This window comes from Pseudolabrys sp. FHR47 (genome assembly GCF_005153485.1).
Taxonomy (GTDB): domain Bacteria; phylum Pseudomonadota; class Alphaproteobacteria; order Rhizobiales; family Xanthobacteraceae; genus Pseudolabrys.
Genome location: NZ_CP039740.1, coordinates 3,282,275 through 3,295,468 on the forward strand (window position 1 = coordinate 3,282,275; position 13,194 = coordinate 3,295,468).

Annotated in this window: 18 protein-coding genes; 4 read left to right on the forward strand and 14 right to left on the reverse strand. The window is 61.8% G+C overall.

What is annotated here, in order from left to right; all coding sequences use genetic code 11:
* Positions 1-46 precede the first annotated feature (46 nt).
* Positions 47-1,318: a phage major capsid protein gene (locus E8Q40_RS16030; protein WP_370455195.1), complete on the reverse strand. Its 1,272-nt coding sequence runs from the start codon at positions 1,316-1,318 to the stop codon at positions 47-49.
* Positions 1,319-1,427: 109 nt separating this feature from the next.
* Between E8Q40_RS16030 and E8Q40_RS16035 the strand changes: the two genes are divergently transcribed.
* Positions 1,428-2,270: a class I SAM-dependent methyltransferase gene (locus E8Q40_RS16035; protein WP_137045487.1), complete on the forward strand. Its 843-nt coding sequence runs from the start codon at positions 1,428-1,430 to the stop codon at positions 2,268-2,270.
* Between the two features lie 50 nt (positions 2,271-2,320).
* On the opposite strand, the gene E8Q40_RS16040 is transcribed toward E8Q40_RS16035, so the two are convergent.
* Together E8Q40_RS16040 and E8Q40_RS16045 are read right to left on the reverse strand one after the other, a co-directional pair.
* A complete protein-coding gene (locus E8Q40_RS16040; RefSeq protein ID WP_137045488.1) occupies positions 2,321-3,697 on the reverse strand; it encodes a DNA-packaging protein in 1,377 nt (458 codons plus the stop codon).
* Entirely contained in the window at positions 3,597-4,226 is a 630-nt protein-coding gene (locus tag E8Q40_RS16045; RefSeq protein ID WP_137045489.1) for a hypothetical protein, read from the reverse strand. Before E8Q40_RS16045 ends, E8Q40_RS16040 begins: the two co-directional genes overlap by 101 nt.
* A 134-nt stretch (positions 4,227-4,360) precedes the next feature.
* On the opposite strand from E8Q40_RS16045, the gene E8Q40_RS16050 reads away from it, so the two are divergent.
* The 3 genes from E8Q40_RS16050 to E8Q40_RS22015 all read left to right on the forward strand — a co-directional run bounded on the left by E8Q40_RS16050 (position 4,361) and on the right by E8Q40_RS22015 (position 5,147).
* The gene (locus E8Q40_RS16050) at positions 4,361-4,621 is read left to right on the forward strand and encodes a hypothetical protein (RefSeq protein ID WP_137045490.1); all 261 of its coding nucleotides are present in this window, start codon (positions 4,361-4,363) and stop codon (positions 4,619-4,621) included.
* A gap of 55 nt (positions 4,622-4,676) precedes the next feature.
* Positions 4,677-4,892 carry a hypothetical protein gene (locus E8Q40_RS16055; RefSeq protein ID WP_137045491.1) on the forward strand — a complete coding sequence of 72 codons (216 nt, stop codon included), beginning with the start codon at positions 4,677-4,679 and terminating at the stop codon, positions 4,890-4,892.
* Positions 4,893-4,991: 99 nt separating this feature from the next.
* On the forward strand, positions 4,992-5,147 hold the full coding sequence (locus tag E8Q40_RS22015; protein ID WP_205995563.1) for a hypothetical protein: 156 nt from the start codon (positions 4,992-4,994) through the stop codon (positions 5,145-5,147).
* A gap of 2 nt (positions 5,148-5,149) precedes the next feature.
* Here the strand turns inward: E8Q40_RS22015 and E8Q40_RS16060 are convergent, their stop codons facing one another.
* The 11 genes from E8Q40_RS16060 to E8Q40_RS22020 all read right to left on the reverse strand — a co-directional run bounded on the left by E8Q40_RS16060 (position 5,150) and on the right by E8Q40_RS22020 (position 12,984).
* A complete protein-coding gene (locus tag E8Q40_RS16060) occupies positions 5,150-5,671 on the reverse strand; it encodes a hypothetical protein (protein ID WP_137045492.1) in 522 nt (173 codons plus the stop codon).
* 17 nt (positions 5,672-5,688) lie between these two features.
* A complete protein-coding gene (locus E8Q40_RS16065) occupies positions 5,689-6,012 on the reverse strand; it encodes a hypothetical protein (RefSeq protein WP_137045493.1) in 324 nt (107 codons plus the stop codon).
* Positions 6,005-7,192 (reverse strand): hypothetical protein, encoded by a 1,188-nt coding sequence (locus E8Q40_RS16070; protein WP_137045494.1) that lies wholly within the window; start codon positions 7,190-7,192, stop codon positions 6,005-6,007. The genes E8Q40_RS16065 and E8Q40_RS16070 overlap by 8 nt, the downstream gene beginning before the upstream one ends.
* A gap of 302 nt (positions 7,193-7,494) precedes the next feature.
* A complete protein-coding gene (locus E8Q40_RS16075; RefSeq protein ID WP_137045495.1) occupies positions 7,495-8,082 on the reverse strand; it encodes an HK97 family phage prohead protease in 588 nt (195 codons plus the stop codon).
* Positions 8,082-8,279: a hypothetical protein gene (locus E8Q40_RS16080; RefSeq protein ID WP_370455196.1), complete on the reverse strand. Its 198-nt coding sequence runs from the start codon at positions 8,277-8,279 to the stop codon at positions 8,082-8,084. The genes E8Q40_RS16075 and E8Q40_RS16080 overlap by 1 nt, the downstream gene beginning before the upstream one ends.
* Positions 8,276-8,473 (reverse strand): hypothetical protein, encoded by a 198-nt coding sequence (locus E8Q40_RS16085; RefSeq protein ID WP_137045497.1) that lies wholly within the window; start codon positions 8,471-8,473, stop codon positions 8,276-8,278. The genes E8Q40_RS16080 and E8Q40_RS16085 overlap by 4 nt, the downstream gene beginning before the upstream one ends.
* A gap of 122 nt (positions 8,474-8,595) precedes the next feature.
* Positions 8,596-9,777 carry a phage portal protein gene (locus E8Q40_RS16090; protein ID WP_137045498.1) on the reverse strand — a complete coding sequence of 394 codons (1,182 nt, stop codon included), beginning with the start codon at positions 9,775-9,777 and terminating at the stop codon, positions 8,596-8,598.
* A 149-nt stretch (positions 9,778-9,926) separates the two neighbouring features.
* The gene (locus E8Q40_RS16095) at positions 9,927-10,493 is read right to left on the reverse strand and encodes a hypothetical protein (RefSeq protein ID WP_137045499.1); all 567 of its coding nucleotides are present in this window, start codon (positions 10,491-10,493) and stop codon (positions 9,927-9,929) included.
* Between the two features lie 400 nt (positions 10,494-10,893).
* Entirely contained in the window at positions 10,894-12,144 is a 1,251-nt protein-coding gene (locus E8Q40_RS16100; RefSeq protein WP_370455265.1) for a DNA-packaging protein, read from the reverse strand.
* On the reverse strand, positions 12,110-12,805 hold the full coding sequence (locus E8Q40_RS22270) for a hypothetical protein (RefSeq protein ID WP_246662877.1): 696 nt from the start codon (positions 12,803-12,805) through the stop codon (positions 12,110-12,112). The genes E8Q40_RS16100 and E8Q40_RS22270 overlap by 35 nt, the downstream gene beginning before the upstream one ends.
* A 26-nt stretch (positions 12,806-12,831) precedes the next feature.
* Entirely contained in the window at positions 12,832-12,984 is a 153-nt protein-coding gene (locus tag E8Q40_RS22020; RefSeq protein WP_168197697.1) for a hypothetical protein, read from the reverse strand.
* Between the last annotated feature and the right edge of the window lie 210 nt (positions 12,985-13,194).

Consider the following 13,194-nt stretch of genomic DNA (forward strand, 5'->3'; position numbering starts at 1 on the left):
TTCAGCCATCTCAGGATGACGGCTGGATGCCTGAGGTCCCAAAATTTCAGCTCGCCGCGAACTTCATCAGCTTGATGGCGTCGAAGTCCTGCACGCCGCCGCCGACCCGCTTGGTCGTGTAGAACAGCACATAGGGCTTGGCCGAATAGGGATCGCGCAGCACGCTCACCCCGGCGCGATCGACGATCAGATAGCCGCGGCCGAAATCGCCGAAGGCGATCGACAGCGAATTGGCGGCGATGTCCGGCATGTCCTCGGCTTCCACCAGCGGGAAGGACATCAGCGAGGCGCGCCCATCCGCCACCGCCGGCGGCTGCCACAGATACTGCCCGGTCGAGTCCTTGAATTTGCGGACGCTCGCCTGCGTCTTGCGGTTCATGACGAAATGCGCGTTCTGCCGGAAGCCTGCCTTGAGCGCATAGATGAGATCGACCAGCGTGTCGGACGGGTTCGAGCCGGCGAAAGCGCCGGCCGCGCCGGAGGCGAGATAGCCGAGATTGCCCCAGCTCCAGGACGCGTTCGCCACGGTGTCATAGCTGAGAAAACCCTTCGGCTTGTTCGAGCCGTCGCCGGAAACGAACGCCGCGCCCTCCTGCGCCGCGAACACGGCTTCCACTTCCTGCGCCAGCCACTCGTCGATGTTCACCGCCGAGTCCTCGAGCAAGGTCGCGGTCGCCGCCGGCATGGCGTAGAGCTCCATGGCCGGGAACGACAACAGATCGAGCGTCGGCGACGCCGTCTGCGTGCGCGCGTCGGTCTCGCCGACCCAGCCGACCGCGGGGCCGGCGGTCATCATCGGCTTCTTGTAGACATTGGAGGAGATGGTGCGCACGGCGGCGATGGAGCGGATCGGCGAGATCTCGGTGAGGCGCTTGCCGATCTCGGCTTCGATTTCCACCGGCACGGTGTAGCCGCCGTCGGCATTGGAGCCGATCGACATCGCCTTCGCTTCAAGTGCTGCGAGGCCCGCGGCATCGCCGCCGCGCATATAGGCATCGAAGGCCTGTTTGTGCTCGAGCGCGTGCGCGCTGCGCGCCGCCTTCTGCTCGGCCCCGAACGCCGGGCGCGCCGACTTCAACACCATGTCGTCGAGCTTGCGCTGCTGGGCGTCGATGGCGGCATTGATGCGCGCGAGCTTGTCCTCGACCAGCGCATCGCCGGCGCGCTTCTGCTCGAGCGCCAAGCGCTCGTCATTGCTCTCCTTGAAGGCCTCGAAGGCGCGCATCATCTCGGCATGCGTCACCACCGCGTCGTGCGGGATGCCCGACTTGGTCTCGTAAGATTTGGTTTCCAGCGTGGTCGTCTCGATATCCATCATGGTTCTCCTGTTGAATGGATGTCTCTGGTGCAATGGCAAAACTTCGCTATCCTCGCGCGGCCGGCGCCGGGCGAGCGACAAGAACGGCGCGTGAAAGAGGAAACGTTCAGTGCCCACCGAAATCCGTTCGGCGATCGATTTCTACGAGCGCCATCCCATCTCGGCCGACATCATCAAGGCCAAGCTGCTTGCCGCGCGCGGCACCCTGACCGGCATCACGCCGGACGAACTGTTCCCGCACGATCAAGATCACTACGGCGGCCTCGACGCCAACGACGCGCTGGCGCAGCGCGCGCAGATCAAGGCCGGCATGCGCGTCGCCGACTTCTGCGCGGGGCTGGGCGGCCCGGCACGTTATCTCAGCGCTCGTTACGGCGCCGATGTCACCGGCATTGAGCTCACGCCGGCGCGCGTGCGCGGCGCGGCCGAGCTGACCGCGCTCGCGGGTCTCAACGATCGCGTCCGCATCATCGAAGGCAATGTCATGGCCGTGCCGCTCGACGATGAAAGCGTCGATGTCGTCGTCAGCCAGGAGGCTTTCCTGCATGTGCCGGACAAGCCGAAGGCGCTCACCGAGGCGCACCGCATTCTCAAGAGCGGTGGCCGCCTCGCCTTCACCGACTGGGTCGCGCACCGGCCGCTGGGCAAGGACGATGCCGAGCTGATGTGGGCCGGCATGGCCGCCACCAATCTCTACGACATCCCCGCTTATACGACATTGATCGAAGCCGCCGGCTTCACGGTGACGTCGGTCGACGATCTCACCGCCGACTGGGCGGAGATCCTGAAAGTACGCCTCGCGATGTATCAGACGCTGCGTGGCGAAACCCTCGCCGCCGGCACAGTCTCAGGCCACGATGCCTTTTACGAAAGCTATGTCCGCTTCGTTGAGCTGGTCAGCGACGGCGCGCTCGGCGGCGCGCGGTTCGCGGGGGTCAAGGGAGTGTCCTAGGTCGGTTTGAAGATTTACCTAACTGTGCGTCGAAAGCCGCTCGGCGAACCTCACCTGCGCCACGCCCAACGCGGCACGAGGGGCCCGTCATACAGACTGCGAATTCTCGGTCCTTCGTGCCGCCGTTCCGACAGTGCCGTAAGCGCCCAGACAAGCGCGTCAAGCCTGTCGGGAGAGCGCCCGGACGAGAGGCCGTCCAGCCCGAAATCGCACATTTCGTCTTCGAGCAACGGGAAAGCGCCAACGTGCTTCACTTTTCCTTGCTCATAGAGCGCGGCAACTGGCTCTGCCCGCAGATATTTGCCGCGTGTTGCGTGCACTTCTTGCAACGGCACTGCGCTGTCCACCTCGCGCAGCACTGAACGGACCATTTCGCCGCCCATGTTCACCTCGACGACGATGCGGTTCGCCTCCAATTTGCGATAGAGCGCGACAGCCTTTGTCGCCCAACCTGAAGGCGACAAACCGGCTGCCGAAGCGTCGTCAAGCACGTAGAGATGACCGCTCTCGCTGCGCCCGGCAGCCACGATGCCGCAAGCATCAGCGCCGCGTCGAGACGAGCCCGGCGGATCGATTGCAACGACAATCCGTGTCAGCGGCGGTGCTTCGGCGACGCGGCAACTCTCGATCAATTCGCGAGACCAGAGCGAGTCGGCGCGATCCTCGATAAGCTCTCCTTCCAGCTCTTGCCGCCCAAGCCGCGTGCCTGCATAGCGGCCGACCACCATCTCAAGAAAGGTCGGAGCGAGAAAGAGTTTGTTCGCCCGCGTGGCAGCGCGTGTGACGCGTGTTCGCGGGTCGGCAATAAGCCTCTTGATAATCGGAATTGGCCTAGGTGTCGTTGTGACAATCTGCCGAGGCCGTTGACCCAGACGCAGACCGAATTGCAGAGTATCGAAGGCAACATCGGCATAGCGCCATTTGGCCAGTTCGTCGCACCATGCTGCCTCAAATTGCGGGCCTCGCAGACTTTCGGGATCGGCGGCCGAAAACACTTGAGCAACGGCACCGTTCGACCACTCAAGCCTGCGGCGCGTTGCATTCCATGTGGGTCGCTGCGATGGCCGCGCAATCGAGATCAAGCCGGACGGGCCGTGAATCATTACCTCCCGTGCGTCGTACTCCGTCTCGCCGACGAGGGCGATGCAGCCATGCGGCCGATCGGCAAAGGGTGGTACGCCATGCGCCAACGCCCTCACCCATTCGGCGCCAAGGCGCGTCTTGCCGGCGCCGCGACCGCCGAGCGCCAACCATGTCGTCCATGGAGCCCCATCGTTTCCCGTCTCGCCGTATTCCTGGTGTTCATGGGCAAGCGGGGCGAAGTCGTCAGCGAGGTGTATCTGTTCCGCTAGGCTCGATTTCTGATTCAGGAATTCGTCGATCAGCTCGGCTTCGCACAAAGTCGCGAATGCGTCGCGCAAGTCCATGACGGAATTCATCGATGTCCTTTGGAATATCGCTCGCGGGAATTTGTTCTTCATTGACGGTGTCGGGCAGCCGCAAGTGACGCACCTTGCTCAGCGTGTCAGTCAAGCGCCCGACAATGCGCGCGGCGCGATCATTTTCGGCGTTCGCGGACACATCATTGCGGATGCTTGTTTGGCGTCGCTCCAACTCTGCGAGTTGCAACTCGACCTGCCGTTCCAGCCGATCTGCGAGCGCGGCACGCTCTGACTCTGACATCTTGGTGCCAGCTCTGACTGTCGCTTCATTGGAAGCGGCGGCCATCGCCTCGGCCGCTTCCTTCGCCAATTTCAGATCCTGGGGCACCTCACGCGGAGCGCGATTCTGGCGTCGTGGCCAGTCTTCGCGACGCGCAAGCTGATCGATGGTCTTGCGATGCACTCCATAGTCGACCGCAATCGATTGCTGCGGTTCGTCCGTCTCCACGTAACGCTGGCGAATGTCGGCAATCGCTTCGGGCGTGAAATTGCGATGAGTTCGACGATATTGCATTTGATCTCGGAGGTTTCTGACTACCGTGTCCGGCGAGAGAACAATTGGTGATCCGAGCGGCCTTCATGACCTTGCTTGCAGCCCCACACAACTCTCGGTATAGTTTTTAAAAAAGACCTAGGAGGGTTGCATTCATGGCTTCCGCGGTCGAAATGACGAGCACGGTAGAAGAGACGTGCAAGTACACTCGCGATATATGCGCCGAGTTGGCGGCGCTGTGCGCCAATGCCGGACTATCGGTTTTGTCCTACACCCTCAAAATGGCGCAACTAGAGGCCGCATCTCAATTGGCAGAGATTCGGAGCGAACCGATTGCCGATATGCCCGTTTGGGACGGGGCACAAATTCACCAAGAGGAAGCGACGGCAGTCCTCATAAATACAGCTACTGGTTGATGGCATTGAACAAAACCGGCTTGCCTATGTTCTCATTTTGTTCTGTAGTTGCCTTATGCATACGCGCGCCAGCACCCTCTATTACGCCCTGTTATTCGCGATGCGCCCGATGACTATCGAAGCCAAGCGCGGGCGCATGAAAGTCCGGCTAACGGATGAGGAATCCAGGTTGATCGCCGAGGCCGTCATTGAGCGGCTTAAGCTGCATGGGGACCTTTGGAAGCTAGATGAAGAAATGCCGGTCAATCACGGTCCGGCTCCCAGCTTCTAAAGTCAGTCATTTGATGCCGCCCTAGTTGGTGACCTCTTTCTTTCGTTGTCGATCTCATCGTCCAAGAACTGACGCGCCATCTGGACGGAGACCGTCAAATTGCGTCTGGCGATGTATCAGAAGCTGCGCGGCGAAACCCTCGCCGCCGGCACCGTGTCAGGCCACGACGCCTTCTATGAAAGCTATGTGCGCTTCGTCGACCTGCTCAGCCAAGGCGCGCTCGGCGGGGCGAGGTTTGTGGGGGTGAAGGGGTAGCGTCAAGTATACTTCAACAATTCAACTTCAATCTTTTTACGCACAGCTTGGTCAACCAATTCAACTTGCCTTATGGCGACCACCAAACACTCCTCACGATCTTTCGCTAGCGCTGACCTTTCTGCAGCATCCAACGCCTCACTCAGGTTATCGAATTCATTGTTCCCAATACCATCCCAATCGTCACCACCACACATCTGCGAATCCGACGCCCGACGCAATGCGCGCGAAAGAGCTCTATTTGCAGCCGACTTGGAGGCATTTAACTCTAAGAATTGCTCAGAAATAGCACCCGCATCCCGCTGCGCCCTGAGCTGCTCAATTTTATCAAGCAACTTCATAAACTCATCTAAAGCCACCTCAATCGGCCGGGCGACACGCCTATCGAACTCTTCCCTTCTATTCTTCTTCTTATCTCTCAGACTCGAAATAATTGCATTCACCATATTCCAAATGAGAGACGACGCGCCGATTCCAAACGCGATCCAATTTGCAGCGGTCCAAGTTGATAAAAACTCTTTCATAAATCCCGCTAAACGACCTACTGCTCTCCGGCCAAATGCCTGCTCGTAAGTATCCGATCAACCCCTGCGCGCACATCATCAAGGATATGCATCGGCGCATCAAATTTATAATGCTTATAAAATCCATGTTCGCCCAAGTTAGAGACGCTACCAGCAAATAGCCCCTGGAGGAACGATGGCGTCAGCGTTCGCATATCACCGGGCACACGAACAACGATCTCCTCATCAACTTTATCAAGTCGATCCAAATCAAATTCCTGGCGCGCAGCAACGCCACGCTCGTGGCCAATGAGGCTACGCACTTCACCTCTAGTCAGAATTACGAGATCAACTTCAGGCATTGTCTGGTGCACTTAAATGCTTGGGATTTAGCGTCCAAGCCATAGTTATGATTGTACCCCGGATTGGGGCCGGCAGAGAAAAAACGTGACTGCTATCTGGCGGACGTTCCGGATCATTTTCCGAATTGAACCACTGCTCTCTCGGGGCCAATCTACCAACGCTCAAAGCAGCCCCCCTCCTGACACCCACCATATATGGCCTCGTCACGCTGATGCAGGTACTACCCGACAGTATCGCCAACTTAGGGGCGACACCGGCGTCGCTCAAGCCACCTAAAGCAGAAAAAAACTCCAACACGTCCATCAACCCCGTTCCGCCTCTATGTGCCCGTAGAGCGTCACTGAAGCGAGAAACGCCGTCCTGCAAGGCAAACACCGTTTGAAGATTTTCCTCGGAGAATTTTCGGTCGAATAGGTTCCGATGCCGAGAGACATATTCGGCCATTTTCCGCTGCGTTCGCGCGCCCGCCGTCTTAATGCTCTCCGCGACCGTCGCGCCCAAACTCATAAATGACAAATGACACCGGTACTTGGACAAATCGCCCTTTCCAATTCGCGTCATAAATCCGGCAATTGCCCAATCACCATCTTGCGAAGAAATGTCGCTATGGCGCTCGGCATTGTCCAGCGCTTCCCCCACTACTGTCTGCACATATCGGCAGCCGACCGGGGTAAGCTCTCGGTTTACCAGAGAACCCAGCCAACCGTTTATAGCTTCGATCAAGTCGTCAGCGACGCGCTCATAACTCTGAGGATCAAGCATTCTCGACGCAGACGAGGACGACCCTGCAGGGCGGCGCGTCCTAAACGGAAAAGGCCACACGAACGTCCGATCATTCGGTAAGGGGAACGCCATCCTAAGTGGCTTTCGAAGCCCGACGATATCTAAAACCTTTTGGGTTTGCGGCGTTATTGAGCCACCCGAGAATATTGGCATCATATCTTTGCGCATCGCCTGGAGCGCAAGATACGGGCCGACATCAAGACACGTCTCGTCATGAAAATTTAGACGCGCATCAATCACAACACTTTCAAGCCGCGCTATGAGCTGCAATGACTTTACGGTATCAATCGGATTGTCGAGAAATGAGAAGTCCTTCAAATCTACAGTTTCTGAAGAGCTGTGCCTCTGCATCGGCCCAAGCCACTCACGCGATCTATCAGCATACAGACCGTCCATAAGTAGGTTGTCTCTTCGGTGCGTCCTAGCAAGGATGTCGACAGGTAGCCGTCTCGAACCTCCCCTAATAAATAACTTTCTTCGGGACCTCTTTTTGTTGGAAGCATATCGTCGTCGATTTTGTCTCTCCGCTGCCGAGCCGTGCTTAATGCTGTTCGCAGTTAAGCTCAACTTCCGACGATATAGCGATAATAGAGTTCTAATTCGGAGAGCGTCTGCTTCCGAATATCCAGCTCGCAGCCATGGTAAAAACGACCTTTTATCCACGCGGGCCCGCAAGAACGATTCAGCTACAACTCGACCTATTGCGTACCCGCTTGGTCGTGACTAGGCAAGCAACTACCTTGGCATAGCCCCACCCGCCACTCCGCTTCCGCGCGCGTGCGCGCGAATGAGGGACGCCGGGAGGAAGCGTCCTTCACCGCATGCACGCGCGCGCCCGCCAGCAGCGGGAACGTGACAATGGAAATCTCCCAGAGGTCGACCGCGAGCAGCGCGCGCACCCGCGTCTTCGGATCGATGCGACCTCTCACGGTGCGAAAGCCGATCGACAGGCCGTCGATGGCGCCACTCCGGATCAGCGCCAGCAGTTCGCGGCCGCGCGCGACTTCCGGAATGAGCCGGCCGCGCGCGTAAAGGCCTTGGCTGTCCTCGCGCAGTTCGAGCCAGACGCCGACCGGCTCGGCCGGGTCGTGCTGGAACAGCATCGGCACGCGCTGCACGCTTTTCTGCCGCAGCGTTTGCGCGAAGGCGCCGCGCATCACCATGTCGCGCGCCTGGTCGATGGCGCCGAACAGCGAGGCATAACCTTCCACGGTGCCGTCCTCGTGAATGCGCGTCTTCGGCACGAACACGGAGGCGATGGTGGGGTCGTGCGAGAGCGCCAGCATCACTTGCGGCCCCGGCGCCCGGTCTTCGCCTTTGACCCGCGCGGCGGCGCGCTCTTGCGCTTGGACGCGCGGTCGAGGTGATCGAGAAATTCGCGAAACACATCGAGGTGGTCGCGGCGGCCAGCGGCCCCGCTCTTGGTCTCACCTTTTGTCTCGCGCTTGATCGAGCGCAGCACGGTATGCAGCGTGTCCATCATCGGTCTCCTGAGCGGTCCTTGAAGATGTCGTTGAAGCGCGCCAGTTCGCGCACGAATTCGTCGAAGCGCCGGATCGCGGCGGTCAGTTCGCGCAGCGCGAACCAGGCCAGGCTGGATGCGGCGAGCGCCCATAGCAGCATCGCCACGTGGGCGAGGTCGCCGCGCGTGGAAAAAGTCTCGACGATGTCGGGCATGGGAGTGCCACTCACGCGCGCCGTCATCGTCCGCGAAAGCGGACGATCCAGCCCTCGCGGCGATTGTTCAAAGAGCTGGATCCACGCCTTCGCGGGGATGACCGCTGAGTAGATGTTCGGCGCTAGCCGACCCCGTCCCCGCCCTCGACCGCGCCGTATCCCGTCGCCGCGCGCTTCTCGTTGACGGTGAGGAACGGCGCCTTGGTGACGCGCTCCCACAGCGCGGCGCGGTCGGCGCCGAGCGCCTCGATACGATCGGTATCGACGGCGAGCGTGAGTGCGCCGGCGCCGAAGCCCGGCGACAGCCACTGCGCCAGCGCCGCGCCGATACGGCTCGCCAAAGGCAACACACTGCCGCGCCAGAACACGCGGTTGGCTTCGGTGTAGTTCGCATAAGTGTTGTCGCCGGGAATGGCGAGCAGCATCGGCGGCACGCCGAAGGCCAGCGCGATTTCCCGCGCCGCGGCGTTCTTGGCCTCCATGAAGTCCATGTCCTTGGGCGTCAGCGACATCGCCTTCCAGTCGAGGCCGCCTTCGAGCAGCATCGGCCGGCCGGCATTGGTCGCGCCCTGGTATTCGTCAATCAGTTCCTTCTTCAGCCGCGCATACTGCGTGTCGTTGAGCACGGCGCCCTCCGCGCCGGCATAGAGCAGCGCGCCGGAAGGCCGCGCCGCATTGTCGAGCAGCGCCTTGTTCCAGGCCGTCGCGGCATTGTGGGTATCGACCGCGGTCAAGGCCGCCTCGAGCGGACTGAAGCCATAGTAATCGTCGAGCGGATTGAACAAGGTCAGATGCAGGATCGGCGGCACGACGCCGTCCTGAGCAAAGCGCACGGTGTTGCCGCCGACCGTATAGTCGAACGCCCCCGGCCAGCCCTCCGGCCCCGGCACCACTTTCACGCGGTCGGGCCGAAGCGCATAGAGTTCGCGTGGGCTCCCCTCGCCGCCGATGCTCACCGCTTCGACATAGGCATTGCCGGACAGCATCAGATGCGCAGCGATCGCTTCAAGGAAAGCCGGCCCGTCCTGGCGGGGGTTCGGCCGCGCCAGGATATCGAGCAGCGGATGCGCGGTGAGTTCGCTCGCGCCGTCATACAGCACGAAGGACAGCGAGCCGACCGCCTCGGCTGTCAGCCGCACCGCGCGGTGCACGATGGCGTTGCGCGTATAGCCCTCGCGCACCAGCGCCGCGTAATCGCGCGGCGTCCAGCGGGCGCGTCCGCCGTTTTCGAGAGCAATGAGCCGGGCCGCGCGCGAGGCCTTCTGCTCCGCGGGACGAAGCAGTCTCTTCAAGGTGTCGAGCATAAAAAAAGCCCGCCGGTTAACGGCGGGCTCCTCTAGTTGGATTCCGATGCTGTCATCGCCCGCGAAAGCGGGCGATCCAGTACACACAAAAGTCTCGGGCGATTACTGGATGCCCCGCTTTCGCGGGGCATAACAGGTTGGAAACGATTCTAGTTCGACGCCACCCGCGAGGCATGCGGGTTGACGATGACATAGCCGGCGATCGAACGGACATGCCGGCGCGTCTTGCCGCCACCGGAATTGCCGTCATGGACCATCCACTGATTGCCTTCGACGTGGCTCATCAGCACGAACACATGGCCCGAACGCGCCGCCACCATGCCCGCGGCCGGTTGGGTCCGCGGGAATTTGCGGATCCAGTTGGCTGCCAGGTTCAGATCCTTGCGGATCTCGCCGAACAGATAGAGCGATGCCTCGCAGCCGCAGAACTGATGCGGACATCCCTGCGGCCGGCCGCCGATAATGACGGAGTTGCCATTGGCATCGACCTGCGCCGCCTGCCGTTGCTCGGCGCGGGCGGTGTAGGCTTCATTCGCAGCCGGCGTACGAACGCGGGCACCGGAGGTGCGTTGCGTCGCTTTGCGCGCGGCCACCGCGGTCGGGCTGTCGGAGCAGCCGCGCTGGTCGCACGTCACCTGCGGCTGTTGCGCCGACTGGCGATTGTTCGGTCGGGCGTCGGCGCTCGTCGCCGCCGCCGTGATCGAAGCGATCGTCATGATCGCGAGTACAGCTCGTTTCAATATCCCAGTCACCTGTCTTGAAGAGCGGCATTGACGCCGCTGATGGAGGGAGCGGCAGGACTGCCGCCTCGTGAGGAACGCCCCTTCCGCCGTCTCAATGTGACCAAAACATGACGCCTGGTGGCATGACTCAAGGCCGAGCTATGCGCGCGTTAACGATTGTGTCGCGCTTTGGCACGGCCGGAATAAACAACTCCGATAAAACAAGCGCGTTCCACGGTATCGGCACATTCTCGCCCGGAAAAATTATGGTCCGTGGCGACGCCCGGTATCGCGCATGAGTGGCAGAATTTACCGCATGTAACCGCGTGAACTGTCCCGCGATGATGCAGGTGGCCGGTGATCGATCATCGAACGGTCCCGTGACACCGTATTTCTACAGCCTCCTGATCCGCGGCAATGGCCTTGCCGCGAAGCTCAGCGCCGCCACCGCCCACACCAGCGCATCGAGCCGGTCCGGTGAGTGGCCGGACGACAAGCCATCGAGGCCGAAGTCGCACATCTCATCCTCGAGCGAGGAAAAATTGCCGGCGTGCTTCACCCGGCCCTGCTCGTACATTTGCGACACCGGCTCGGCGCGGTGATATTTGCCGCGCGTCGCCCGCGTCGTCGTCACCGGCACCGCGCCGTCGATCGACTTGAGCACGGCGCTCACCATCTCGCCGCCCTGGTTGACCTCGGCGATCAGCGCGTCGGCCTCATACTTGCGCCACAGCGCGATGGCGCGGCTCGCCCAGCCTTGCGGCGTTGCGCCGGCAATGCTGGCGTCCTCGATCACATAGATCGTGCCGTCTCCGGCGCGGCCGGCGGCGACGATGCCGCAGGCATCCGCGCCCCGCTTTGACGACGCCGGCGGGTCGATCGCCACCACGATGCGCGTCAGCTCCGGCGCGGCATCGACGCGGCAGCTCTCCAGCCCGGCGCGCGTCCACAAAGCATCGGCGCGCTCCTCGACGATCTCGCCGTCAAGCTCCTGGCGGCCGATGCGCGTGCCCTTGTAGCGCGCGAACACCTGCTCGACGAAAGACGCCGACAGGTTGAGCGCATTGGCCACCGTGCCGGCGCGGGTCAGCGCCGTCGATGGATCGGCCATCAGCTTCTTGAGCAGCGCGATCGGCCGCGGCGTGGTGGTGATCACCTGCCGCGGCCGCTCACCAAGGCGCAGTCCGAACTGCAGCATGTCGAAGGTTGCTTCGGCTTGACGCCACTTGGCGAGTTCGTCGCACCACGCGGCCGTGAATTGCGGGCCGCGCAGGCTTTCGTAATTCTCCGCCGAAAAGATCTCGGCCACCGCGCCGTTCTTCCATTCGATGCGGCGCAGCGATGGCTGCCAGTTCGGCCGCTCCCAGTAAGGATGCACGCTGAGCAGCCCCGACACGCCTTCCACCATCACGGCGCGGACATCGTGCTCGGTCTCGCCAACCAGCGCGATGCGTGCCTGCGCGTCATTGCAGGCGACCTTTCGCACCCATTCGGCGCCGGCGCGCGTCTTGCCGGCGCCGCGGCCACCGAGAATGAGCCAGGTCGTCCACGGCGCGCCGCTATTGGCGAGCGCGGGCGTCGTCTGATGCTTGAGCGCATAGAGCCCGAAGTCAGTCCTCAGCTTCTCGAGATTGCGGCCCGGCAGTTTGTCGAACAGGCGCGTCAGATTCTCGTGCAGCTCCGCCTCGCCGTTCGTCGAGAACCGCTCGAAGAGCGCGAGCAAGGTCTCGTCGGAACTGCTCGACGTCGTAGGGGAAGGGTTCGTCGTCGGGGACATCGGGCTTCTTTTCTTCCTCTGGCGGCTGAAGCAGTTCGTGCGTCTCGCGCAGCGAGCGCGATACGGCGGCAAGCCCCCGCGCGCCTTCACCGAGCTGCTCCTGCGCGCCGACCAGCTTGGTCACGTGCTTGATCGCGTCGATCTGATCGCCAACGGCCTCCTGCAGGCGTTGCGCAAGCACGAGCCGTTGCTCGGCCGTCGCGGCCGGCGGCTTCGGCTCGACCGGCGCGCGCGGTTGATCGGCTGGCGGCCCGATCAGGGCGTCGGCGCCGATCCTGCTCAGCGCGCGCACGAACTGGCCGCGCGCCAGCTTGGCGCGGCGGCCACGCCATCCGTTGCGGTTGACGATCAGGTAGAAAGTGGAATTCCCAATACCCAGCATGTCGGCAATATCGTCGACCGGCGCCAGAGTCTGCTCGTAAAGCCGCCGCGCTTCTTCGAGCATCTCCGGCGGAATTTGCCGTTTCGCCATGTCGGAGCCCTCCCCCCAATAAAAAACGCGCCGGCGAAAACCGGCGCGTTCGAACATCGCAATGCCGCTGCGCTGAAAGCGCGTCAGGCGGCGAAGAAATATATGTAGACAACGGCGAAGAGCACGGCGACTCCGAGGATCCCGAATGTCAGCACGTAGCGCACGTTGTGGCCGGTGACCCCGGCGCGCGCTTCCGTCGCGCTTTCCACGACCCGGCCGTCTTCCAGTTTTGCCATCGCGTTCTCCTTACCGCCTGTCGTAACCGGACATGCCGCGCGCTCGTGGCGCAGCGATATGGAGGGCAACGCCAGTGGCGGCCTCGCGTTCCCATGAAACGAAGCGCAAGCAACGCAGAAGAAGCAGCGTTGAAAAGCAGCGCGCCGCATTCGCCCCGCGCTTTCCGCGGAGCGCCTCACCGAACGCAGGTGTGGAGCATGCCCAAAACC